Source organism: Klebsiella michiganensis (genome assembly GCF_002925905.1).
GTDB lineage: Bacteria > Pseudomonadota > Gammaproteobacteria > Enterobacterales > Enterobacteriaceae > Klebsiella > Klebsiella michiganensis.
The window spans coordinates 1-24,896 of record NZ_PRDB01000027.1 but is presented as its reverse complement, the minus strand read 5'-3'; the positions used below and the strand labels follow the sequence as shown (position 1 = coordinate 24,896).

Below are 24,896 nucleotides of genomic sequence, written 5' to 3'. Positions count from 1 at the left end.
AACCCACCCCACCCGCCCATTGCACCTTTGAGCCTGAGGACTGGCTGCGCCTGGCGAAATGCTGGCACCCGGTCGCCCGCGCCTGCGATATCGGCCCCGCGCCGGTAAAAGCCACCCTGCTTGATGAGCAGCTGGTGATCTATCGTATTAAGGGCCAGGTGGTGGTCGCTCGCGACGTCTGTCCCCACCGCGGCGTGCCGCTGACGCTCGGCTTTCACGATGAAGAAGGGATCGTCTGCCCGTACCACGGCCTGCGCTTCGGCGAAGATGGCCGTTGTAACCGTATCCCGTCCAGTCCCGACCAGCCGGTACCGGCGAAGCTCAACCTCACCAGCTTTGCGGTTGAGGAGCGCTATGGCCTGATCTGGACCTGCCTGGCCTTCGACCCGGAGAACCCGATGCCGCTGCCGGTGATGCCGCACTGGCACGACGACGGCTTCCAGCAAATCAACTGCCCGGCCTTTGAGGTCAACGGCTTTGCGGGGCGCCAGGTCGAGGGCTTTCTGGATGTCGCCCATTTCGCCTGGATCCATACCGATACTTTCGCCGACCCGGATAACCAGGTGGTGCCGAACTATAACCCGCAGGAGACGTCGTTTGGTTTTATCGCCGATTACTGGAGTTCGGTCGGCAACTATCCCGCCAGCTCCGAGTTTCGCGCGCCGGAGGGCTTCCAGTGGCTGCGCCATTTCGAGATGCATCTGCCGTTTACCGCCACCCTGACGATTCATTTTCCCGGTGAGGCCAGGCTGGTGATTATGAACGCCGCCTCGCCGGTTTCCTCGCGGATAACCCGGATGTTCGCGCCCATCGCGCGTAATTTCGATCTGCACGTACCGGTAGAGGATGTTCACGCCTTTAACCTGCGCGTCTTTGAGGAAGATCGCCTGATGGTGGAGACCCAGCGCCCGGAGAGACTGCCGCTGGATTTAACGCTCGAAGCGCATATCCCCGCCGATCGCAGCTCCATCGCCTATCGCCGCGGACTGAAAAAAATGGGCTTCGGCGACTTTTTCCTCGTTTAAGTGGAGAGCCATCATGAGCGATGTAGTAGAGGTTATCGTTGACGGCCTCTGGCGCCAGGGCAGCCAGAACCTCGCCGTCAGGCTGGTGGCGCGGGACGGGAGACCGCTCCCCGCCTGGCAGCCCGGCGCGCATATTGACGTTCATCTGCCGTGCGGCATTATCCGCCAGTATTCGCTGACCGGCCCGGAGGGCGCAGACGACGGCTACCTGATCTGCGTGACGCTGGAGAAAGCGTCACGCGGCGGTTCGCGCTATATTCATCAGCAGCTGCGCCCCGGCCAGACGCTGTTGATTTCTCCCCGCGCAATCTGTTTCCCTTACGGGCGGCGGAGCGGGTGACGCTGCTGGCCGCCGGTATCGGCATTACGCCGCTGTACGCAATGGCGCTAAGGCTGGAGGCGGAGGGCGTGCCGTTTACGCTGCACTATTACCTGAAAAATCGCGCCCAGGGGGCGTTTGTCCGCGAACTGCAGCGGCGATTCCGCGCCGAAAGCGTGGTGATTCACAGCTCTTGCGAAGGAGACAGCGCCCGGCAGCATTTAGCCGCCGCGCTGAACAAGACGCATACCGGATATCCGATTTATCTCTGCGGGCCAGAGGGATTTATGGCCGCCGCGCGCCGGGTCGCCATTGAACAGGGCTGGGCGGAAACGCTGATCCATAGCGAAGCCTTTCAGCCTGTCGCGATGCCCGCCGGCGCTGAGGAGGGAGAAACGTTTAGCGTGACGCTTGCGTCCTCGGGAGAGCGGTGGCCGGTACCCCCGCATAAGACCATCGCCCAGGTGCTCCAGGAGAACGGCGTCGCCGTTCCCCTCTCCTGCGAGATGGGGATTTGCGGCGCCTGCCTGACGCCGGTTATCGAGGGGGTTGTCGACCACCGCGACACCGTGCAGTCGGAGGCGGAGAAATCCGCCGGCGCGCAGCAGATCGCCCTGTGCTGCTCCCGCAGCCGGTCGGCGAATCTGTGCATTGATTTATAGCCCGTCGGCGCTAGCGGGCAAAGACCCGCGCCTCGCCCACCACCTCAATGTGTACCGCCGCCCCCGGCCGCCATAACTGCCGGCTGACGGTTTTGACGATCAGCGGCTCGCCCTGGCCGGGCATCGCCAGGGTTAACGTTGACAGGTGGCCGCTAAAGTCCACATCGCGTACGGTGAGCGGCTTTCCATCCGCTGGAGAGGGGGAGATAACCAGCTGCTCGGGGCGCAGCATGACCCTTCCCTGGCCGACGGCATGCGGATCATCGGTTGAAATTTCGCCAATCGCACAGCGCGCCCGCCCGCCGCGAAGCTCGGCGGGCAGCACCAGCGCATCGCCGAGAAATAGCGCCGTCTCTTCATCGACGGGACGGCTGTAGACCTCATACGGCGTGCCGACCTGGGCAAAACGTCCCTGACGCATCACCGCGACCTGGCTGGCAAAGGAGAGCGCTTCATTCTGATCGTGAGTCACCAGAATCGACGCGACCCCGGCCTGCGCCAGTAAATCGGCGGTGGCTTTGCGCGTGGCCGCGCGCAGCCCGGTATCGAGGGCGGAAAAAGGCTCATCAAGCAGCATCAGCGCGGGCCGCTGCGCCAGCGCGCGCGCCAGGGCTACGCGCTGCTGCTGACCGCCGGAGATTTCGTGCGGCCAGTGGTTCGCCAGTTGACGGTCCAGCGACACCCTCTCCATCAGCGCCGCCACCTGCTGATATTTCTCCTGCCGGCTGCCGTCGAGGCCCCAGGCGATATTGTCCGCGACGTTCAGATGGGGGAACAGCGCGCCTTCCTGCGGCACGTAGCCCACCCCGCGCAGGTGGGCGGGAATAAATGTCCCCTGCGCAAACAGCGTGCGCCCCTGCATAACAATGCGCCCGCTATCCGGCGTTTCGAAACCGGCGAGGATCCGCAGCAGCGTGGTTTTACCGGAGCCGGAGGGACCAACTATCGCCGTCCGGCTGCCTGCGGCCACCGTCAGATTCAGGTTTTCGAGCACCCGCGTACCGGCAAAAGATTTTGAGATTGAGGAGAGTTCAAGCATTTACAGGCCTGCGATTTTTTTCGACTGGATATAGAGAATGCCGGTCAGCGGCAGCGAAAGCAGAATCATCAGCATCGCGTAAGGCGCGGCGGCGACGTAATCAATTTCGCTGGTTAGCGCCCAGAAGCCGGTCGACAGCGTGCGGGTGCCGAGCGGAGAGAGCAGCAGCGTGGCGGTCAATTCATTGGTGATGCCGAGAAACACCAGCGCCGCCGCTGCCGCCGCGCCCGGCGCCGCCAGCCGCATGGTCACGCTCCACAGCGCCCGGCCGGGGCTGCGGCCCAAACTGCGGGCGACGTTTTCCAGCTCCACGGGGGCCTGAGCGATGCCGGCGCGCAGGTTGACCAGCGCCCGGGGCATAAACATCAGCAGCCAGGCGAGCAGCAGCGTGACCTCGGTCTGATAGATGGGGCGCGCGTAGTGAATGGTGACCGTCACCAGCGCCAGCGCCGTCACGATGCCGGGCAGAGAGCTGGTCATGTAGTTACACCCCTCCAGCAGTCGAATAAGGCGCTGCGGATAGCGAACGCCCAGCCAGGCAATGGGAATAGCGCAAGCGGTGGTGAGGAGAGCGCCCACCGCGCCGAGCAGCAGCGTTTGTCGCAGGGAGAGCCAGAGGTCGGCGTTTAACCAGTTCTCCACGCCGCCCAGCCATAGCCAGCGGCAGAGCACCATCAGCGGAACGCCCAGCGCCAGCATCACCAGCGTCAGCAGCGCGAGCTGGAGAGGGATCGTCGCCAGCCGGCCCAGCGGCTGCCGCTGCTGTTCGCGCGCGGCGCCCGAACCGATGCGGGCATAGCGCGCTTTCCCCCGCGACGCCCCTTCCAGCAGCAAAATAGCCAGACAGCAGAGCGCCAGCACTCCGGCCAGCATGTTCGCCGCCGGGCCGCTGAAGATTGACTGGAACTGGTCATAGATGGCGGTGGTAAAGGTATCAAAACGCACCATCGCGAACAGGCCAAACTCCGCCAGCAGATGCAGCGCCACCAGCAGCGCGCCGCCGCATATCGCCAGCCTGAGCTGGGGCAAAACCACGCGGAAAAAGATCCGCCACGGCGGCGTACCTAATGAGGCGGCAACATCTTCCAGCGTCGGGTCCAGCCGCCGCAGAACGGCGGCAACCGGCATATAGATAAACGGGTAGTAGGCCAGCAGCGAAAGAAACACCCCGGCAGAGAGGCCGTGCATTGCCGGCACCGCGCTGACCCAGGCGTAGCTTTGCACAAAGGCCGGGATCGCCAGCGGCGCTACCGCCAGCACCGACCAGAGCCGCCGCCCCGCCAGCAGCGTGCGCTCCGTCAGCCAGGCCAGGCCAACGCCCAGCGCAATGCACAGGGGTACCGTCAGCGCGATAAGCCACAGGGTATTGCTTAACAGCTCAGCGACGCGCGGGCGAAAGACCAGCGCCTGGATTGTATCCCAGCCGGTATCGACCCCTACGGCAATAACAAAACCCGGCGGCAAAAGCGCCAGCAGAGAAAACAGAACGGCTAACGCGATCATCGGAAAAGCAGGACGCCTGCGCTCGGGCAGGCGTTGGGCTTTTTTTCCGAGCGCGAAACTCAGAGAAGACATAGCGTGTTCACTTTAACGGACGATTACAGCAGGCCAGCCTGGGTCATCAAATCAACCACTTTTTTGCTGTTCAGCGAAGACGGCTCAACCTTCGGCGCCTCTAACGCTTTCAGCGGCGTCAGCTTCGGGTTGGACGCGGCGTTGACGCCAACGGCGTATTCAAAGGCGTTATTGGTGCGCAGTTCATCCTGTCCCTGCTTGCCGGTGATCCACTTGATAAAGGCCTGAGCCTGTTCCTGATGTTTGCTGGAGGCCAGCACGCCGCCGCCGGAAATGCTGACAAAGGCGCCCGGATCCTGGTTTTTAAAGTAGTGGAGACGGGTATTTTTGCTGTTCTCGCCGGTTTTCGCCTGATCGACAAAGCGGTAGTAATGATAGATAACGCCGCCATCAATCTGACCGGCATTCACCGCTTTCATCACCGTGCTGTTGCCCTTGTAGGCCACAAAATTGGTTTTCATCGCTTTAAGCCATGCCAGGGTTTCCTGCTCGCCTTTCAGCGCCAGCATGGCGCTGACGATGGCCTGAAAATCCGCGCCGGATGGCGAAGCGGCCCAGCGCCCTTTCCACTGCGGCTGCGCCAGATCCATCAGGGATGTCGGCAGCTGCGCTTCGCTGATTTTCGCCGGGTTATAGACGAATACGGTGCTGCGGGCGGCAATGCCTATCCAGCGGCCGTGCTCAGGGCGGTACTGCGGGGCGACCTGCTGAAGGGTCTCGGCCGCCAGCGGCGCAAACAGCTTCGCGTTATCCACCAGCACCATCGCCGGGGAGTTTTCGGTCAGAAAGACATCCGCCGGGGATGCCGTCCCCTCCTGCACCAGCTGATTACCCAGCTCGCTGTCGCCGCCGTTACGCAGCGTCACTTTAATTCCCGTCTCTTTGGTAAAGCCGTCAACCCAGGACTTCACCAGATTTTCATGCTGCGCGTTGTAGACCACAATCCCGTCGCTGCTGGCCGCCGCCAGCGCCTGCGGGGCAATAAACGCGGAAGAAGCCATCAATGCAGCGGAGCAATAAGACACCAGACGAAAACGCATAAACTAATCCTTAATAGAGGTGGGCGAAGAGTCACTGGCCGCCGGCCGGCAAGGATTAAATCACAGAGGAATGTGAATGATAATGCAAACAATTACCATCTAATGAAAAAAGTGAAATGTACTGAGCGCGGGCGGATAAGGGCGAGAAAAATGCTATAAAAAAATAACCGTCGCGGTGAAGATTAAAATAACCTTAAGATGACTTCATTTTTTATTACGATTCTTTCAAAGCCCCACAGCGGGCGGGTTTTCGCCACTGTATTAGCGAAAACTCCACTGTATGCTCACCACAAAGACGGCGGGAAGAATAATTCCGCTTTCAACGCCGAAATAATTGGTAAAGTTGTACTGAAAACCATGATAAACATAGGGAGAAAAGCCGATGCCGGTGGCGTCTTTAAAATCCTTATAAGAACCATGATCGCCGCAGTGCTCGAAGGCCGAGAAAAAAAACTCGCCAACGTAGCCATAAATTCCCTTAAACACCCAGCCGTTGCCCAACGAGACCCAGTCGCGGCGAACCCCCAGCGCAATGCAGCGATCGTCAAAGCTGTTTTTCATCGTTCCGGCCAGCAGGCTGTACGGCGAATCTTCGGAGAACCTGCGCTCAACGGAGGCAAACTGGTTGTCAAAACCTTCGGTGTACTGGCCGTGGTTGTTCGACAGATGGTAAATCCAGGAGCCGGTATTAACCGAATACAGGTTGATTTCATCCGCCTGTAGGGCCGTCGATGACATCATCAGGGCGGCGACGGCCACCGCAGGCTTCATCATTTTTCTGCGCATCAACATCATCCCCTGGTTCAGGCGTCGGCCCGGCTGGATAATAAGAGTATATACCCGTCGTCTTTCAAGTGGCTTCTTTGTTGGCTACGTTCGTTCACCCCAGTCACTTACTTGAGTAAACTCCTGGGGATTAATGAGAGGCTCCTGCCGCTCACCGGCGGTCAGCCTTCGGCTGGTCAAATTCGTTCCGACGAATTTGTCTCTCTCTTGCCGCCTCAAAGCAACTCGAAATCCATTGGGTACAGAAACCGCCGGTTGGCTCTGCCGGAGAAATGCGCGATTTTCGGTAAATAGATTTTTTAATGAAATTCTGGTGGGTTAATTTTATTAATACAGCGTATTTTATCCGGTCATCAGTGCCTGATGAACAAGAATAAAGGAGGGATCTTAATTAATTTTCAGGGCGAGAGTTGAGCGTGAATAATAAAATACCTGGCGTCTTACCAGGCATTTCTTCAGGTCTATTTAGCGCTGGCAAATTTTTATTAGCAGCTCCGCCATCCAGCGATGGCTTCTCTCCTGGCCCGCCGTTTCATGCCACGAAAGATAGCAGGTACGGCTGTCCATTTCTAAAGGCAGCGGCAGCAGCTGTAGCGCAAACTGCTCTTCAAACTCTTTCGCCAGCCATTCCGGCGCGATAGCCACCATATTGGTTTGCGACACCACGCTCAACACGCTGACCATCGCGTTACCGTGAAAAGCGACGCAGGCCTGCTGCTCTTCAGAGCTATACCAGGGATAGCTGAAGGAGGCGTAGCGATCCAGCGCGACGGTGGCGTGCTGCTCGCGATAAATATCCTCCTCGCTCAGCGGCGATGCGATACGCGGATGGTTGCGCCTGGCCACCAGCACCATTCGGTCATGGAACAGCGGGATGCTGGTAAATTCCGGATGATTGAATTTGTTGTAATCGAGTACAAATTCCACCTCCTGATAGCGCAGCTGATTTGTCACCTGCTGACTTAGCGAAGATTTAAAGGAAAGAGTGACCCTGGGAGCAATCTCGCTGATTTTGTTAAAAATAAGCGGAGTCAGGTAGTTATCCAGCGGGCTACAGACGCAAAGGTTGTAATTACGTTCGCAGTCCAGCGGGTCGAAAAGCGTATCCGGTAGCTCATTTTGCACCAGCGACAGCGCGCGACGAACGGAGCTAAACAGCTGAAAGGCGCGCTCCGTCGGTTTTATCCCGCGGCCGTTGCGGACGAACAGTTCATCCTTAAACAGCACCTTCAGGCGAGAGACCGCGCTGCTGACCGCCGGCTGAGACATGCCCAGCGTGTGCGCCGCTTTGGTTAAGCTTTGCTCCTGCATAACGGTATCAAAAATGGTTAACAGGTTAAGATCGACTTTCCGCAGGACGGGCTGCCGGACTTTCGGTTCAGAGGTTGCTTTAGATGTTGTATTTTCACTCATGTAGGGAACTCCACCAGCACATTAATCAGCGATTCTGCTTCGTAACACTGAGACCTTTCGCCAAAGGAAAAAAATGGGCAGATAAATCACCATCGGCCCCAGCAGCCATGTGTTATCGGTTTCCAGCAGCACGCTCAAATGTATGAAACTTATTATCAAAATGGTAAACAGTAAAAGAATATGAAACGTATTATGTTTTCTGGAGAAAACGGCATAGCGGTAAAGCATTCTTTTTTCCTTCGTTCACTCCTTGAACAAGGGAGAATACCATATAAAAAGTGATGAAATTTCTGAAAAATACGCGACTAAATCCTAATAAGTAGATTCACATTAAAATTATTCAGATTTGCTTAGGTAAATCTTAAACACTCCAAATTCAGATATTCCTTTGCCGGGGCAGTCGCGATAAAACCAGGCAATCACATTCCGTCGCGAGTAATAGCGAGAGAAGAGAAATTATTTCACAGGCAATAATAACGGCTATGTAGCAATAGCAGGAAAGAGATCTAAAAGGAGTGATTAAAGATGTTCAGAGGCGTATTCAACAGAAGCGGGAGGCTTTATTACCGATATCGTGCGGATCCGCTAAGCAAGTGTTGGGCCGCCATCGAGGCCTCGAACCCCGTTCCCTACAACGTACGTCGTTCGCTCTTCCAGATGAGCTAATGGCGGTCAGGCGCTAAGCAGTCACGTCCGGCAGCGGCGTGCCGGTACCGCTTAGCGACGCGAATAGTAGCCGGATGCATCAACGCTGTAAATAATATAAATGTACGAAATACCTGAACGCCCGCCTTTCCGCCGCATACGCCGGCAACGTTATCCATCCAGACAAAACCTTACACGCCAGCCTCTTGTACATTGATAAGGATTGTTTATGATCCTCGGGTTCTGTCTTGTCCTGGTACCCTATGCACAATCGTCGGCTTCCTGGTAAATGGTTTTTGATACTGACCTGCCTGGTCATGGCATTCTGCCTTGTTCAGCGGGCGGCCTATCTGCACCATTTTTTGGCCGATGTCGGCGCCCGCACGCAGGCGATATCCTTCAGCGCGCAGGCCCAGCAGCCGTCTTCTGAGGAGGCTGAGCCAGGCCCCTCGCCCTGTCAGCTGAGCGCTAAATCCCTGCTCTGCGCGCAGCCGCTATTCTTTGATGGCGCCTTACCTGCCGTCATACTCTTCCTCGCCCTGCTTCAGCTGCTCACCGCAGGGCGTCCGGTGGTTTTCCGGGACGATCCCGTCCGGCCGCCCACGCTGCGAATACACCTTAAAAACTGCGTTTTCCGTGAATGAAAAAATCGTTCTTAAACGATTAATTTTTTAATTCACGGAGAAAAAAATGCTGAATATCTTCAGGGGCTTCGTCTTCCTGTTGCTGGCCTGCGCGGGCGTTGCCCACGGGGCGGACACCGGATGGCTGACATCCCCGCAAAACGACCATGCCCGGATCCGCTTCCAGGCGGAAAAAGGAAACGATCGGATCGACGGACTGCTCTCTATTGAGCTGGCCTCCGGCTGGAAAACCTACTGGCGCTCGCCGGGCGAAGGCGGCGTCGCCCCGCAAATCATCTGGAACAACGGGGAACAGGCGCGGTGGTACTGGCCTGCCCCGTCAAGATTCAAGATTTCCGGCCTGACGACCCAGGGCTACCATGACCGGGTCGCGATCCCGATGACGATCGCCGCCGCCCCCGGCGACGTGCTGGAAGGCACGCTTACGCTATCGACCTGCAGCAACGTCTGTCTGCTGACCGACTACCGGCTGCGTCTCGATTTCAATCAGCCCGCGGACGGCGATTTCCGGGGCGCCTTTGCCCGGGCCATGCGCACTGTCCCGGCAGATACCGGCGTGACCAACGATCTTGCCGCGCATCGGGTCGGGAGCCAGCTGGTCATCACCGCCACCGCGACCGGCGAATGGAAAAACCCCGGGATCTATTTTGACCCTATGGACGGGGGAATTGTGGCCGGCGATCCGGACATTCGCGCCGAGGGCAGCCACCTCAAGGTGACGGTACCGGTCACCGACGAATGGGGAGAAATCCCTGCCACGCTGGCAGGAAAAGCGCTGTCGTTGGTGCTGACAAATGGTGAAAAAGCGCAGCAGATAAACCTTACGACTGGCGCGGATCTCGCCCCGGCGGCGACGGTTAGTCTCGGGAAAATAGTGCTTTTCGCGCTGCTCGGCGGCTTAATCCTTAACCTGATGCCGTGCGTATTGCCGGTGATGGGCATGAAGCTCAGCGCGGTGCTGCAGGCCGGTTCAGACCGGGGCATGGTCAGGCTGCGTTTTCTGGCCACCAGCGCGGGTATTCTGACCTCGTTTGCTCTGCTGGCGCTGATGGTGACGATACTGAAGCTCACCGGCGCATCGCTGGGCTGGGGGATCCAGTTTCAGAATCCCTGGTTTATCGGCTTAATGGTTGCCGTCACCTTTCTCTTTTCGCTGAACCTCTTCGGGGTAGTCGAGATGCTGCTTCCCTCGGCAGCCGTGAGCCGGATGGCGACCGCCGGCGGCGCCGGGATGGCGGGCAGCTTCTGCGAGGGCGTTTTTGCCACCCTGCTGGCAACGCCCTGCTCGGCTCCCTTCCTGGGTACGGCCGTCGCTTTCGCGCTTGCCGCTCCGCTTCAGGAGCTGTGGCTGATTTTTCTGGTGCTCGGGCTGGGGATGGCTGCGCCGTGGCTGTTCGTCGCCCTGTTCCCGCAAACCGCCGCCCTGCTCCCCCGCCCCGGCCGCTGGATGAACACCCTGAAAATGGCGCTTGGCGTCATGATGCTGGCCTCCAGCCTCTGGCTGACGACGCTGCTCGGCCTGCACCTGGGAGAAACGGCGGGCGGCATGCTGACGCTGACCCTCACCGTGGCGGCCCCGATTGCCTTGTTAGTCGCTCGTCCGCGAGCGACGCCAGCCTTCTGGCTGGTGATTATCGCGCTGGCGGCGTTTGCCGGCTTTCAGGTTCGCGGCCTGCTCGCCGAGGGTGCTATCGTCTCGTCGCCGGAGGCTAACGCTCAGCAAATTCGCTGGCAGCCTCTCAGCGAGGCGGCGATCCAGAGCGCGCTGGCGGATGGCAAACGGGTGTTTATCGATATCTCAGCCGACTGGTGCGTCACGTGCAAAGTCAATGAACACCGGGTGTTAAATCAGCCCGCCATCATCAGCGCGTTGGCTGAGCCGGATGTCGTCGCGCTGCGCGGCGACTGGAGCAAGCCCTCTGAGCCGATCGCCCGTTTCCTGCAAAGCCGAAACCGTTACGCCATTCCCTTCAATCAGGTCTACGGTCCAGGCGTGCCGCAAGGAGAGACTCTCCCGCCGCTGCTCGATCAACAAAGCGTCCTGAACGCGCTCACTCATGCCAGAGGTTAATTAACGATGAAAACTACGCTGCTCACTTTTCTGCTTCTCTCGGCGTCGTTGACGGCGTCAGCCTCGTCGCCGCTCACGCCGGCGCAGGAGGCTCGCGTGCAGGCACTGGTCCAGGAGACGCTGCTCAGCCATCCTGAAATTTTGGTCGCCGCGGCCGATAAGCTCGATCGGCAGAATGCCCGGGCGGAACAGGAATCGCTCAACCAGGTGCTGTCGCAGTACGGCGATTTTCTCTTTCACGACCCCCACTCACCGCGAATCGGCGCGCAAAAGCCGAAGCTGACGCTGGTGGTCTTTACGGATCATAACTGTCCGTATTGTAAAAAGTTTGACCCCTATCTGGAGAAGATTGTGGAAAAATACCCGGATGTTGCGGTGATTTTTAAGTTTCTGCCCTGGCGCTCCGAAAGCTCAATGACCGCGGCCAGGGATGCGCTCACCCTGTGGCGCACGCATCCTGAACAGTTCGCCAAATTTAATGCGATCCTGATGGCAAAAAAGGGGTATCACGACGGTGCCAGCCTTGAGCAGGCGAAAAAAAAGGCGGGCGTCATCGTGGCTAAGCCGGATGCGCAAAGCCTGGAGACGATTCAGAAAAGCTTCGCTGTCGCCGAAAAGCTCGGCATTCAGGGAACGCCGGCCACGCTAATTGGCGATGAGATGCTGTCGGGCTGGATCCCCTGGGAGCAATTTGATGCCACAATCGGCGATGCGCTGAAAAAACAGTAACCCACGTCAGGGGGAGCGCTCCCCCTGCATTGAGAGGCGATATGATGAAATATATTTTCCTGCTGGCGGCCTGGATGATACCGGGCCTGGCGCTTGCGGAGGGGGCGATTCCCCAGATAGTTCAAAACTTTGGTGAACAGCAAGGGATCAAAATTATCAAGGAGATAGATTCCCCCGGAGGCGTAAAAGGCTGGGTCGGTCAGTATCAGGATATGGGGGTGACCCTGTTTTTAACCCCGGACGGAAAGCACGTCATTTCCGGGTATCTTTATGATGATAAAGGGCAAAACCTCAGCGAGGGGTATTTTAAAGAAGCGATCTATACCCCATTAGGCCGCGAAATGTGGAAGAAGCTGAACGATGCCGGGCCGCTCAAGGAGGGCGCGGATTCGGCGGCCCGAAAAGTCATCGTCTTCGCCGATCCGTTCTGCCCTTACTGCAAGACGTTCTGGTCGGCGGCGCAGCCGTGGGTAGAAGCCGGTAAGGTCCAGTTGAATACCCTGCTGGTTGCCTTTCTCAACCCGAATAGCGGCCGATACGCCACGGCAATCCTGAATGCCAAAGATCCGGTAGCGGCCTGGCAAGAGTATGAACTCTCCGGCGGCAAAAAAGTGCCGCGCTTTGACGGCGTGACGCCGCGCGAAACCTTTAATCTTCTTCAGCATAACCAAAAGCTGATGGATGATTTGGGCGCCAGCGCGACGCCGGCCATCTATTACATGAATGAACAGAATGAACTCCAGCAGGTGGTCGGCATGCCCGACAAGAAACAGCTGCTGGAGATGTTCGGACCTGAGCCCTGATGAAGAGCGGGCGTCCTACGGGGCGCCTTGCCAACCCCGGCCAGAGCTCGTATTTTAAGACCTGCTCTGCCCGTCCGGGCCTTCAACGCTTGAGTGATTGAGGAATAATGGAACGTTTATTTGTCTACGGCACGCTGCGTCCGGGCCACTCCAATGCCCATATTATGGACAACATTGGCGGCGAGTGGCTGCCCGGCTATGTGCAGGGTCTGTTTTATGAACGCGGCTGGGGAGCGGCGGCGGATTTTCCGGGGATCGTGCTCGACAACAACGGGCCTCGGGTCGACGGCTACCTGTTCCTGTCCGCGAATCTTAGCGCCCACTGGCCAATGCTGGATGCGTTTGAAGAGGGCTACGACCGCGTTGCCGTTGACGTTACCATGGAAGACGGCCAGCGCGTGACCGCCTGGATCTATCAGCTACAGCCAAAGGTCGCAGCGTAAAACCCTTTCGCCCCGCGCCTGCGGGGCGTCGCTCAGCGCGGGTTTATGCGTCGCGCCAGCCCATTGCCGGCGCAACGTGCTTCAGTATGGACTCAATCACGTGGGCGTTATACTCCACGCCCAGCTGGTTCGGCACCGTCAGCAACAGCGTATCCGCTTCGGCAATCGCCTCGTCCTGCTTCAGCTGTTCGACCAGCTTATCCGGCTCGGCGGCGTAGCTGCGGCCAAAAATGGCGCGGGTCTTCTCGTCGAGAAAACCTATCGAATCGCTCTCGTCACGGCCTGAACCGAAATACATCCGGTCGCGATCGTTCATCAGAGCGAAAATGCTGCGGCTGACCGAAACCCGCGGCGTGCGCGTATGGCCCGCTTCTGCCCATGCCTCGCGATAGGCGCGGATCTGCTTCGCCTGCTGGATATGGAACGGCTCACCGGTTTCATCGTCTTTCAGCGTCGAACTTTGCAGGTTCATCCCCAGCGTTGCCGCCCATCTTGCCGTCGCATTCGAACCGGCGCCCCACCAGATTCTCTCGCGCAGCCCTTCAGAATATGGCTCAAGCCGCAGCAGTCCCGGCGGATTGGGGAACATGGGCTGCGGGTTAGGTTTCGCAAACCCCTCTCCGCGCAGCGCGTCCAGCAGCACTTCGGTGTGGCGGCGCGCCATGTCGGACTCGTTTTCGCCCTCGCCGGGAACATAACCAAAATAGCGCCAGCCATCGATCACCTGCTCCGGCGAGCCGCGGCTGATACCCAGCTGTAAACGGCCGCCGGAGATTAAATCCGCCGCGCCCGCATCCTCGGCCATATACAGCGGGTTTTCATAGCGCATATCGATAACGCCGGTGCCGATTTCAATACGTTTGGTTTTCGCCCCGACCGCTGCCAGCAGGGGAAACGGCGAGCTAAGCTGGCGGGCGAAATGATGCACCCTGAAATAGGCGCCATCCGCGCCCAGCTCTTCGGCGGCAACGGCGAGATCGATGGATTGCAGCAGCGCATCAGCGGCCGAACGCGTCCCGGACTGCGGCGACGGCGTCCAGTGACCAAATGACAAAAAGCCAATCTTTTTCATGACGTGGTGTCCTGGGTTGCAGGGAGGTCGTTGGCAGGTGGCGCATAATGAAAAACGTGTCTGCCGCGTTATGCCTCTACTTTACGCATAACCAGGTGAGAATAAATATTGTTTGTTTAACCGAATGCATCAAATAAATTGATTGAGTCTGCCCGGCGGCGCAGACCGCGGCCCGGGCAATAAACACTGGCTCACAGGCCGAATATTGCCTCAATTTCAATTTTGAGATCCGCAGAAAACAGGCGGCTGACTTCTACGAGCGAGCTGGCGGGTAGATGATCGCCGTAGTTCCGGTAAAGCACTTTGCGCAATTCGTCGATTTCATCAAAAGAAGTGATAAAGATCGTGACTTTGATAAGAGAGGAAAAATCGATGCCTTCGGCGCGGGCAACGGTTCGTATCTGCGTAAAAACCTCCTCCGCCTGTGCGCCAATACCGGCCTGCTGCGCACGGGTGCCAAACGCGGTGAGCCCTGAAATATAGAGCGTGTTCCCGTGCTTAACCGAATGAACGTAGGGCGCCTTGACCTCGCCCAGTTCAGGGTAATTTTTTCGTACCATCCGACCCATACACTCCTCCTTATTTAACAAGAAACTGACTTGCCTCACTCGTTCGGCGGTCTTGTCGTCAGCCGCTAAACAGAGGCTGTTAAGGCTAATGGCGCGCGCTTTTCATGGCATCCTGCCTGCCCGGATTGCACGGCTCTTTTGTGCCTGGAAGATAAAATTTTCCGGACGAGTCAGGCTGCGTTCCGCCGGGGCAACCATCGCGTCCCGACGCGGTCGCGCTGCCATCAGAGCCATTGCCCCCATCCGAGTTATTCCCATTCCCGCCGTCGCCGCCATTCCCGCCGTTAGCGGCATAGGCTGAGCATGCGCACAGCATGAAGAAACACACCAAAAAGCGTCTGACCATCACTATCCCCTGTCATCGGATTTAAATACTGACTGAAAGCCGATGAATTGTACGCGCTTCCAGAATCCGTTGAACGCATTTCTGCCGCATCGCCGGATAAGAAAAACCGTACGCAACGCGGCTGTCGTTGCGCTCAGGGACAGGACATGGAATAAGGGAGGAAAATCCTGGGACAGGCCGTCGTGATATCGCCAGCACGGCTTTCGCTATCGCGGGCGTAACGCTATAAATCGTTATTTATCGCACAGTATGACATGGGTGGCGGCAGGGCCTTTGTCATCTCTATGGAGGATGGCATATTCAACTTTCTGGCCCTCAAACAGGGTATTAAAATTATCACCACGCAGCGCCGAGCAATGGACCGAGATATCTTTACCGCCATCGAGAGGTGAAATGAAACCAAATCCCTTCGACTCATTATACCACTTGACCAGACCTTTAATTCTTGAGGACATACTGACTCCAGTTGCGCATCAGGTAATTGACAGAAAACGTGTCGGATTAAACGTATGGACTCAAAAGAAAGGGGGTATCAGCGATAGCGCCTGGTAATGAGAACGGGCCGGTAAAATTTTTAAGTGCATGCGTTTTTTCGGATTAATAATTTCATTAAGGCATGAATACCATTAATAAGCAAATGAAATTTTAGCCGTCCAGATACCCCGATGGGGATTAATAATGAGAAACGGCCTAAATTAATCGCGCTGCGACCGGTGATATGGCTTCACCGCCGGGTGAGCCTGTTCGGAAAAATAAAAAAACATTCTCTGCAGATTCATCCACGTCACCGCAACCAAAAATCGAGTTAACCCAATGAAATAGTGAAAGTTATTATCATTACGCCATCAGCAAGTCGCTGGTGAATCACTCGCCCCTCTTCCCGTATCACTCTCCGCCCCGGCAATATCAATTGAAATAAGTCTTGCTATCCGCGGTGAAGTATGTGACTAATGATTGGTCGGTTAAGTACACAGACATAATAAAGCGGTTCAGTAAAGCAGTCCTCATCTTAAGTGTTATCCGTTGATAATTCTTCCTTTTGAGTCTCCTTATCGTTATTAATTAGATTCTGTGCGAAACCTTTTCGCCGTAAGGCTCAGATATGTTGAGGTATTATCAATGTCTAATAAAATGACTGGTTTAGTAAAATGGTTTAATGAGTCGAAAGGCTTTGGTTTCATCACCCCGGACAACGGTAGCAAAGATGTGTTTGTACATTTTTCCGCTATCCAGGGCGGCGGTTTTAAAACCCTGAACGAAGGCCAGAAAGTCGAATTCACCATTGAAGATGGCCAGAAAGGCCCTTCTGCCGGTAACGTCTTCGCCATCTAAGCTGCGCTTTATTTGCTGGCGGTAGATTTCAGCTTCGCTGCCGATGATGGACTCACGCCAGTTAAAAAACCCTGACATCATGTCGGGGTTTTTTCGTTATATCGCGAGCCGTCAGGTAATAAAAAACAAGGCTGGCCTCAGAGTATTCCGTGCTGAATCAAAAAGCCCCACCACGGAATGCCGACAACCATATGCAGCAGAAACGTTAATAAAGCGATTATGGTCCCGGTTAACCACCAGGATTTAATATCGTTATAACCGGCGGCAAAGATAATCGGCCCGGCGGCACCGCCATAGTGCGTGATACAGCCCCCGTAAGAGTTAGAAAACAGGATGGCGAGCGCCAGCAGCGCAGGCGCCGTTCCGGTAACCAGTCCGACGGTGGCGAAGACGGGAACCATAGCCGCGACGTATGCACCGCCGGAGGCGAATAAATAGCGCACGACGATGCTTAAAAAAACAATAATCACAATGGTCGTGTTACCGGCGCCGAGGAAATCCAGATGCTCGGACATAAAGGCGGCAAGCCATTTAAAAAATCCCTCTTTGCTTAAGGTCGCACTCAGTCCAATAATGCCGCCGTACCAGATTAACGTATTCCAGCCGCCCTTATTTTGCAGCACATCATTCCAGCAAATGACATTCGTGAGCAAAGCGCCAGCCATGGCAATCACCGCAACGGAGGATTCATTCAGCCCCAGATAATGAGAAAATATCCAGCCGGAGAGTGCGGAGATAAAGACCACGATCAGCCCTTTCTCTTTCGAACTGATGGGCCCCAGGTCATTCAGGCCCGCAGTGGCTATTTTTACATTGTCTATTTCTTTTAATTGCGGGCGCACTATTTTGTAGGTGATATAAGGAATGACGGCTAACATCAATAGCCCAAGCGGTACCCCCGCCAGAGCCCACCCTACCCAGCTTATGCGGATATGAAAAATATCGGAAATTAACTGTAACGCTAAGGCATTTCCGGCAAACGCGGTCAAAAACATATAGCTGGTGGTTTTAGTCACCATATAGATATTCACCATCAGATAACGTCCGGCCTGACGCGGACTCTCTTTTGGCGTTGAACCTAACACCAGGGCAATGCTATTGATAATCGGGAATACGACGCCGCCGGCGCGTGCGGTGTTAGAGGGCGTCGCCGGTGACAGCATTAAATCCAACAGCGCCGTGACATACCCCAGCCGCAGGGTTGTCCCACCGAACTTTAAAATAAACCAGTACGCCAGACGTTTCCCTAATCCGGTGGTGACAAAAGCGGCGCTCAAAGTAAACGCGCTAAATACCAGCCATGTCGTTCCCGAGGAAAAACCGCTCAGTACATCCATTGACCTGACGGGGGAGTCATCAAATCGTGCCACCGTTAAGCACGACAAGCCTACCGCCGACAGCATGATAACCGGCTCAGGATAAGGCTTACTCACCAGACCTATAATGGATGCCAGGTAGATACCGGCCAGTATCCAGGCTTCTTTCGTTAATCCCGCGGGGGTGGAATGATGATTGCTAATATAATAATAAAAATAAGCACCGCTATTTTTATTAGCTTTGACTTCAACATGCTTCACCTCGGCTACAATCCGTGTCATTAAAAGCAGAAGCCTCTTTCTTCTGAAGCTTCCGCTGAACAAGTGAGCTATTCACCGTTATTGCTTAATGCAGTAAAGAATTAGCCAGCGAATGTTTTAATAATATTTTTTCCATCATTCGTTGACTGATACTCTGGCAGCCGATCGAAGTTCAGGTAACGATAAATATCGTCCCTTGTTGCTTTGATTTTATCCATGTGCCAGAAATATTGTTCAACGGTCGGCATTTTCCCTATCATCGCCGCCACGGCGCTCAGCTCCGCCGATGCTAAAAAAACGTTCGCATCGGTGCCCAGACGATTCGGGAAGTTACGAGTCGATGTTGAAACAACGGAACTGCCCTGACGTACCCGCGACTGGTTCCCCATACACAGCGAACAGCCGGCGGGTTCGATTCTGGCGCCCGTTTTTATAAACTGATTAAAGTAGCCTTCACTGGCAAGCTGACGCGCATCCATTTTCGTCGGCGGAGCCAGCCACAGCCGTACGGGTATCTCGCGGGCGTCGGCAATAATTTTACCGGCGGCGCGGAAATGGCCAATATTCGTCATGCAGGAGCCAATAAAGACCTCATCTATCGGCGTACGCGCGACTTCCGACAGCAGCCGGGCGTCATCCGGATCGTTCGGCGCACAGACGATGGGTTCGGTAATTTCCGTGAGATCGATCTCAATCACCGCGGCATATTCGGCGTTCTCATCGGCCACCAGCAGCGACGGATTCGCCAGCCATGCCTCAATTTCCGCAATTCGCCGCGCCAGCGTGTCGGCATTTTCATAACCCTGATTAATCATCCAGCGTAACAATGTGGCATTGGAGCGCAGGTATTCCGCCACGTTCTCCTCTTCCAGACGCAGCACGCACGCCGCTGCGGAGCGTTCGGCCGAGGCGTCGGCCAGTTCAAAGGCCTGCTCCGCTTTCAGCATCCCGAGCCCTTCGATTTCCAGGATACGGCCGGAGAAAATATTGATCTTATTTTTTTTCTCCACCGTCAGTAATCCCTGCTTGCGGGCATAGAGCGGAATAGCGTGAACCAGATCGCGCAGGGTTATCCCCGGCTGCATCTCTCCCGTAAAACGGACCAGTACGGACTCCGGCATATCCAGCGGCATAATGCCCGTTGCCGCAGCAAAGGCCACCAGCCCGGAGCCCCCGGGAAAAGAGATGCCAAGCGGGAAACGGGTGTGCGAATCCGCCCCGGTCCCCACGGTATCAGGAATCAGCATACGGTTAAGCCAGGAGTGGATAATGCCATCACCCGGCTTCAGCGCCACGCCGTTTCGGCGGCTGATAAACTCGGGCAGCGTTTCATGCAGCTTCACATCAACCGGCTTGGGATAGGCCGAAGTATGGCAGAAAGACTGCATAACCAAATCAGCGGAAAAATTCAGGCAGGCCAGATCGGTAAGCTCATCGCGCGTCATTCCTCCGGTGGTATCCTGCGAACCGACGGTGGTGACTCGCGGCTCGCAGTACTGTCCTGGTCGGATCCCGGCAACGCCGCAGGCTCTCCCCACTATTTTCTGCGCCAGCGTAAAGCCGGCGGCGGAGGGTGCCGGCGCTTTCGGCCGGCGGAAAACGTCGGAGGGCGCAAGGTTCAGTGATTGCCGCGCTCTGGCCGTCAGGCTGCGGCCAATAATCAGCGGAATGCGCCCTCCGGCGCGCACTTCATCCAGCAGAACGTCCGTTTTCAGGGAAAATGAGGTGACAGGACGCTGGCTGTGGGCTTCGCAAATTTCCCCGCGATACGGATAGAGATCAATCAGCATACCCGTGGATAGCGCGGAAACATCCATTTCAAGGGGCAGCGCGCCGGAATCTTCCAGGGTATTAAAAAAGATGGGCGCAATATTGCCGCCAAAAACAAAGCCGCCGCTTCGTTTATTCGGCACCCATGGAATATCGTTGCCAAGGTGCCATAAAATAGAGTTAGTGGCCGATTTTCGCGAAGAGCCGGTGCCGACGACATCGCCGACGTAGACCAGCGGGTAGCCCTCTTTCTTTAACTGCTCTAGCTGTCGTATCGGCCCGCGGCTTCCCGGCTCATCCGGGCTGACGCCGTCGCGCGGATGACACAACATGGACAAGGCATGCAGAGGAATATCCGGACGTGACCATGCCTCGGGCGCAGGGGACAAATCATCAGTATTGGTTTCCCCCGTCACTTTGAATACTTTCAGCGTGATCTTCTCCGGCAGCGCCGGACGACGTAAAAACCATTCGGCGTCGGCCCATGACTGAATCACTTTTTGCGCCCAGGCATTTCCTTGTTTCGCCTTTTCTTCCACATCCTTAAATTTTTCAAAAATAAGCAGCGTGGTGCTTAATTGTTCCGCTGCGCTGCTGGCCCAGCGGGGATCGTCCAGTAAGTGAATGAGCGGTTGAATATTATAACCACCCTGCATGGTGCCCAGCAGTTCAATAGCCTGCTGAGGCGCAATAATACTCGCTGGGTTTTCTTCTTTGATCTGCTGATAAAGAAAATCGGCTTTAATCTTCGCCGCCGGATCGACGCCCGGCGGCACGCGATGCGCTAACAGCTGTACAAGGGCATGTTTATCATCGCAGGTCTTGCTGGTCAGTAATGTAATTAATTCTTGCGTTTGCTCAGCGGTTAACGGCTTCGGTGGAATATTTTTTTCAGCGCGTTCGTCCACATGCTTATTATAAGCTTCTAACATATGCTCTCCGTTTCAGATGTTATTTATCTGAAGGTTGTTTATGTAATAGCGATATTCGGTTGGTAAAATTAACTTTTAATAAATTGCGGTAAGCCTTCACAAAATTCTGCTAACTGCTCCAGACCATAATTCCACTCCCCGAATCCGGACTCAGCATTAATATGCCCGGCGTCACCCAGATCGATTAACCGCCCTCCCCAGCATTGCGCCCAGTACTGCGCTCGCTTAAAGGTCATTAACGGATCGTTTCGGCTGGCAAACAGGAGGCTGGGCACCCGCAGCCTCTCGGGAAGTACCGCCTCGTCCAGTTCGAAGAGCGATGGCTCCGCAGGCGCAACCATGACGATACCCGCGATGTTCACCTTTTGCGTCTGAATCAGGCGACATGCGGCGAGCGCCCCAAAGCTGTGGCCGACCAGCACGGCCGGCCGCTGACAGGTAGCCAGCTCCCGACGGATAGCGGATACCCAGGCATCGATATCCGGCTCCAGCCAGTTCCGCTGGCTTATCCGCTTCCAAAAAGGAAAACGACGACTCCAACAGCTTTGCCAGTGATGCTCATCGCTGTCTCGCAGGCCCGGCACCAGAATAATCGTCAACTTCTCGCTGAGCTGTTCCAGACGTTGGGTAGTCATAAAGCCTTCCTCTCCACGTTCAGTACCGCCCGTCAGGCCGGGTAATGGGAAAGTACCCAGCCAACGGCAAGGAGATCCGCGCTGCCGCCAGGGCTAATATTTCTGTCAATCAACGCCTTATCCATGTGTCTCAGCGCTTTTCTGAGCTTTTCACCCGCCAGGTGTTCTATCTTCAGAACGCGTTGCGCATAGCGCTGCACATACTGCAGGCCGCTCAGCCCGCCCCGGGACACCACATTGGTATCGGGGTTGAAGGCCATCAGGGCCAGCAGCATCCTGAGCAGCGCATCCTGCTCAGATAACCCCTCCCGCCGCGCTTTCTGCCACTGGGGCAGCCCGAACTGCCTGACGGTATAAAAGCCGTTCTCAGCCTCACCTCGCGCGCCGCTAAACCCGAAGCGCTGAAAAATATGCTCGCCTTTGGTTTTGGCGAGGCCCTTTCTTTTCAGTTCCTGGCTAACCAGGCCCGCGCACATCGTGCGGGTTTCCTCGCACAGATTGCGCTGGCTAAGCATCTGGTTGCGCTTAACAAGACGCCCAGCGGCGGCGCACAGCAGGCCAAGGGAAAAAATGCCGCCTTTGTGGGTGTTTACTCCCCCCGTGGCGTTAAACATCGCCTGTTCGCAGGCCAGTCCTGTGGGCCTTATCGCCAATAGCGTCTGCGGGGCAGGCAAATCCGCCGTCGCCTTTCCCTGCGCAAAAAAGCGCGGAAACCAGGGCGAGACGGCGCGAATACTGGCCATAAACAGCGCGATGTTCATATCACGATGCGCACCATTGTTCTCGCCATCAACCAGCCCGGGCTTTGGCGTTAATCTCACTTCCCGATACATCGCCTCGGCAGCCAGCCAGGCGATGCTTTCCCATTGCTCAGCCCGTTCAGCGTTGACCGCGAAAATAGTCATAGGCTAAATCCTCAATCACTTGCGCAAGTTCATTCTGAGAATGGCGGCGCATACGGGAACAGACGTGGGCAGCCTCATTGCAAATGAAGCATCTGCGCATCGGCTGTCGGATCGCGCTGCGCTTAATTAATCCGGATGTGGGACAAAAAACATCGATATCCCACAGACGCCCGAGAGGATGATGATCTTCAAGATGCGCCGTCACGTGCTTGATCATCCAGGCTGGCGCCGCTACGGACCAGAACGCTTCGGGCCCGGTGGGCTGAAAACGAACGTCGTGTCTGGAAACGCCCCAGCGATGTTTCCGCAGCAGCTGGCTGAACGCGTCCGTCGCCTCCGCCATAACCTGCCGGGCAAGCGGCGTATCTTTTACCTCTCCGGGCCAGACGAGCGTGGTGGATACCATTGGTTGTTCGAAGCGGCGCAGCCACGCCTGTTGTACACTCGCGCGCGCTTCTCTGGCTTTAAGGACTTCCTCAAGGGTGAGAGGGGCGCAGGAAGCGTTTGTTGTTTCGCCGATCATTCTTTCACCTGCCTTACCACGTCAATGACGCTGCCATCGCGATAACGCACGACGCCGACAATGCGCGAGGTAAACTCAATAGGTTTGGGCTCGCCAGAAATCACCAGCGATGTCTGATAAAGCGCTTCGATGTCAACGACCGGCAAACCAGCCGCCGTCAGCCTCTCTTTGACTTCCGGACGGGCAGGATTCACGGCAATGCCGTGGTCGGTGACGAGCACGTCAATACTCTCTCCCGGCGTTACGCGGGTCGTGACGTGCCTGACGACGGTGGGAATGCGGCTGCGGATCAGGGGCGCGACCACGATAGTTAAATTTGCCGCCGCCGCGACATCGCAATGTCCGCCCGATGCCCCGCGCATCACGCCGTCGGAGCCGGTCAGAACGTTGACGTTAAAATCCGTATCAATTTCCAGGGCGCTTAAGATGACGATATCCACGCGGTCGCAGCAGGCGGCTTTCGCCGCCGGGTTGGCGTAAACGCTGGTCGAGATTTCAACGTGGTGCGGATTTTTCGCCAGCGACTCCCCCGCCGCGCCATCAAAACTTTGTGTATCCAGCAGCTTAGTAATCAGCCCCTTTTCATGCAGATCGACAATACTGCCGGTAATGCCGCCTAAGGCAAAGCTGGCGACGATATTGTGTTTCCTCATGCGGGACTCCAGGAATCGCGTACAGGCGGTGGACGCCGCGCCCGATCCCGTTTGCAGAGAAAAACCATCGCGAAAATAACCGGAATGCTCAATGACGTCCGCAGCAGACCGCGCGATCATCAGCTCTCGCGGATTGCTGGTCACGCGCGCGGCGCCAACGCTGATTTTCGCCGGGTCGCCTACGCTGTCGATTTTGACAATATAATCAACCTGATCCTGAATAATGCTGGCCGGCATATACGGAAACGGCTCAATGCTTTCCGTCAGCAAAACCACCTTGCGGGCATATTTTGCATCGACCATCGCGTAGCCAAGCGAGCCGCATCGGGATTTGCCGCCGCTGCCGCTGGCATTGCCATATTCGTCGCAGCAGGAGACCGCCAGGAACGCGACATCAATATTAATTTCACCCTTTTCAATCAGATTGACCCTGCCGCCGTGCGAGTGGATCTGTACCGGCTCCTCCATCAGGCCGTGTGAAATCGCATCCGCTAATTCACCGCGCATCCCGGAGGTATAGATTTTGCTAATAACGCCGTGTTTAATATGCTCGATCAGCGGCGCGTTGCAGGTCATCAGGGAACTTGACGCCAGCGTCAGCCCTCGCAGGCCTTTTTCCGCCAGCCTGGCCATAACGTAGTTAATCACTTGATCACCCTCGCGGAAGGCGTGATGAAATGAAACGGTCATCCCATCGCGTAAATCGCAGCGCGATAAAACTTCATCCAGCGTGTCAAAAAGTTTGCGCTGATATTTTTGCCGGGTATCCGCAAGATAGGGCGTATGGGTATTTGCGCCGGTAAATACCTCATACTGATGCTGGGCGCCGGATATATTATGAAGGGCTTCGGTTAATTGATTCATAGTTAAATCCTGTTGCTGGTGACTGAATGGAGATTATTGCCGGATGCCGGAGGCATTTTTACGTTCAATAACCACCCGGGCATGGTTGATGATCGGCGCGTCAATCATTTTGCCGTTCAGTGAAATCACCCCAAGTCCGCTACGCTCCCCTTCTTCGGCCGCGGCAATAACACGCTCCGCGTAATCAACTTCTTCCTGAGTGGGGGCATAGGCATTATGTAAGATCTCTATCTGCCGCGGATTAATAAGCGACTTACCGTTAAAGCCCATACGTTTAATCAAATCCACTTCTTTCAAAAAGCCGGCCTCGTCATTAATATCGGCATAGACCACGTCAAACGCATCAATACCTGCCCCGCGGGCCGCATGTAATACCGCGCAGCGTGCGTAAAACAGCTCGGTACCGTCGCCGCGTTCCGTTTGCATATCCATGACGTAATCAAACGCCGCCAGCGCAATCCCCATCAGGCGTTGAGAGGACCTGGCGATAGCGACGGCATTAATGACCCCCACCGCCGATTCAA

21 protein-coding genes and 2 pseudogenes are annotated in these 24,896 nt (G+C 56.3%); 8 read left to right on the top strand and 15 right to left on the bottom strand.

Annotated elements, in window-relative coordinates; genetic code table 11:
• Positions 1-1,025, top strand: a 1,025-nt coding sequence (gene hpxD, locus CDA56_RS28965) for a molybdenum cofactor-independent xanthine hydroxylase subunit HpxD (RefSeq protein WP_104011501.1), incomplete at its 5' end; no start/stop codon positions are given.
• A 13-nt stretch (positions 1,026-1,038) separates the two neighbouring features.
• A pseudogene (locus CDA56_RS28960) lies at positions 1,039-2,006 on the top strand (PDR/VanB family oxidoreductase).
• A gap of 10 nt (positions 2,007-2,016) precedes the next feature.
• Here the strand turns inward: CDA56_RS28960 and CDA56_RS28955 are convergent.
• The 5 genes from CDA56_RS28955 to leuO all read right to left on the bottom strand — a co-directional run bounded on the left by CDA56_RS28955 (position 2,017) and on the right by leuO (position 7,859).
• Entirely contained in the window at positions 2,017-3,045 is a 1,029-nt protein-coding gene (locus CDA56_RS28955) for an ABC transporter ATP-binding protein (RefSeq protein ID WP_103815043.1), read from the bottom strand.
• Positions 3,046-4,620 (bottom strand): ABC transporter permease, encoded by a 1,575-nt coding sequence (locus tag CDA56_RS28950; RefSeq protein WP_165795134.1) that lies wholly within the window; start codon positions 4,618-4,620, stop codon positions 3,046-3,048.
• A 23-nt stretch (positions 4,621-4,643) separates the two neighbouring features.
• On the bottom strand, positions 4,644-5,660 hold the full coding sequence (locus CDA56_RS28945; protein WP_025106214.1) for an iron ABC transporter substrate-binding protein: 1,017 nt from the start codon (positions 5,658-5,660) through the stop codon (positions 4,644-4,646).
• A 261-nt stretch (positions 5,661-5,921) separates the two neighbouring features.
• On the bottom strand, positions 5,922-6,431 hold the full coding sequence (locus tag CDA56_RS28940; RefSeq protein WP_371321146.1) for a hypothetical protein: 510 nt from the start codon (positions 6,429-6,431) through the stop codon (positions 5,922-5,924).
• A 480-nt stretch (positions 6,432-6,911) separates the two neighbouring features.
• Entirely contained in the window at positions 6,912-7,859 is a 948-nt protein-coding gene (leuO, locus tag CDA56_RS28930) for a transcriptional regulator LeuO (RefSeq protein WP_014228748.1), read from the bottom strand.
• A gap of 908 nt (positions 7,860-8,767) precedes the next feature.
• Between leuO and CDA56_RS28915 the strand changes: the two genes are divergently transcribed.
• The 5 genes from CDA56_RS28915 (at position 8,768) to CDA56_RS28895 (ending at position 13,194) form a co-directional block, all read left to right on the top strand.
• Positions 8,768-9,148 (top strand): hypothetical protein, encoded by a 381-nt coding sequence (locus CDA56_RS28915; RefSeq protein WP_032719734.1) that lies wholly within the window; start codon positions 8,768-8,770, stop codon positions 9,146-9,148.
• Positions 9,149-9,194: 46 nt separating this feature from the next.
• Entirely contained in the window at positions 9,195-11,219 is a 2,025-nt protein-coding gene (locus CDA56_RS28910; RefSeq protein ID WP_103815038.1) for a protein-disulfide reductase DsbD family protein, read from the top strand.
• A 6-nt stretch (positions 11,220-11,225) separates the two neighbouring features.
• A complete protein-coding gene (locus CDA56_RS28905; protein WP_103815036.1) occupies positions 11,226-11,948 on the top strand; it encodes a DsbA family protein in 723 nt (240 codons plus the stop codon).
• Between the two features lie 44 nt (positions 11,949-11,992).
• Complete coding sequence (gene dsbG / locus CDA56_RS28900) at positions 11,993-12,751, top strand: thiol:disulfide interchange protein DsbG (protein ID WP_032693388.1); 759 nt, start codon at positions 11,993-11,995, stop codon at positions 12,749-12,751.
• A gap of 107 nt (positions 12,752-12,858) precedes the next feature.
• Positions 12,859-13,194 (top strand): gamma-glutamylcyclotransferase family protein, encoded by a 336-nt coding sequence (locus CDA56_RS28895; protein ID WP_014228743.1) that lies wholly within the window; start codon positions 12,859-12,861, stop codon positions 13,192-13,194.
• A 43-nt stretch (positions 13,195-13,237) separates the two neighbouring features.
• On the opposite strand, the gene CDA56_RS28890 is transcribed toward CDA56_RS28895, so the two are convergent.
• The 3 genes from CDA56_RS28890 to CDA56_RS28875 all read right to left on the bottom strand — a co-directional run bounded on the left by CDA56_RS28890 (position 13,238) and on the right by CDA56_RS28875 (position 15,636).
• Positions 13,238-14,266 (bottom strand): LLM class flavin-dependent oxidoreductase, encoded by a 1,029-nt coding sequence (locus CDA56_RS28890; protein WP_014228742.1) that lies wholly within the window; start codon positions 14,264-14,266, stop codon positions 13,238-13,240.
• A gap of 191 nt (positions 14,267-14,457) precedes the next feature.
• Complete coding sequence (locus CDA56_RS28885; RefSeq protein ID WP_025106209.1) at positions 14,458-14,835, bottom strand: RidA family protein; 378 nt, start codon at positions 14,833-14,835, stop codon at positions 14,458-14,460.
• A gap of 579 nt (positions 14,836-15,414) precedes the next feature.
• Entirely contained in the window at positions 15,415-15,636 is a 222-nt protein-coding gene (locus CDA56_RS28875; RefSeq protein ID WP_004849645.1) for a cold shock domain-containing protein, read from the bottom strand.
• 664 nt (positions 15,637-16,300) lie between these two features.
• Here CDA56_RS28875 and cspE point away from each other — a divergent pair.
• Positions 16,301-16,513 carry a transcription antiterminator/RNA stability regulator CspE gene (gene cspE / locus CDA56_RS28870; RefSeq protein ID WP_004849644.1) on the top strand — a complete coding sequence of 71 codons (213 nt, stop codon included), beginning with the start codon at positions 16,301-16,303 and terminating at the stop codon, positions 16,511-16,513.
• 137 nt (positions 16,514-16,650) lie between these two features.
• Here the strand turns inward: cspE and CDA56_RS28865 are convergent.
• The 7 genes and pseudogenes from CDA56_RS28865 to CDA56_RS28835 form a co-directional block, all read right to left on the bottom strand.
• A pseudogene (locus tag CDA56_RS28865) lies at positions 16,651-18,083 on the bottom strand (anion permease).
• 108 nt (positions 18,084-18,191) lie between these two features.
• The gene (acnB, locus tag CDA56_RS28860; RefSeq protein ID WP_103815034.1) at positions 18,192-20,792 is read right to left on the bottom strand and encodes a bifunctional aconitate hydratase 2/2-methylisocitrate dehydratase; all 2,601 of its coding nucleotides are present in this window, start codon (positions 20,790-20,792) and stop codon (positions 18,192-18,194) included.
• A gap of 68 nt (positions 20,793-20,860) precedes the next feature.
• Positions 20,861-21,427, bottom strand: coding sequence for an RBBP9/YdeN family alpha/beta hydrolase (locus CDA56_RS28855; RefSeq protein WP_014838027.1), 567 nt, complete (start codon positions 21,425-21,427; stop codon positions 20,861-20,863).
• Between the two features lie 32 nt (positions 21,428-21,459).
• Positions 21,460-22,332, bottom strand: a complete 873-nt coding sequence (citG, locus tag CDA56_RS28850) for a triphosphoribosyl-dephospho-CoA synthase CitG (RefSeq protein WP_103815032.1) — start codon at positions 22,330-22,332, stop codon at positions 21,460-21,462.
• Positions 22,307-22,855: a citrate lyase holo-[acyl-carrier protein] synthase gene (citX, locus tag CDA56_RS28845; RefSeq protein WP_046877446.1), complete on the bottom strand. Its 549-nt coding sequence runs from the start codon at positions 22,853-22,855 to the stop codon at positions 22,307-22,309. Before citX ends, citG begins: the two co-directional genes overlap by 26 nt.
• Positions 22,852-24,372 (bottom strand): citrate lyase subunit alpha, encoded by a 1,521-nt coding sequence (citF, locus tag CDA56_RS28840; RefSeq protein ID WP_032749691.1) that lies wholly within the window; start codon positions 24,370-24,372, stop codon positions 22,852-22,854. Before citF ends, citX begins: the two co-directional genes overlap by 4 nt.
• Before the next feature lie 33 nt (positions 24,373-24,405).
• The coding region (locus tag CDA56_RS28835; RefSeq protein WP_170064949.1) for an aldolase/citrate lyase family protein at positions 24,406-24,896 on the bottom strand (491 nt) is incomplete at its 5' end.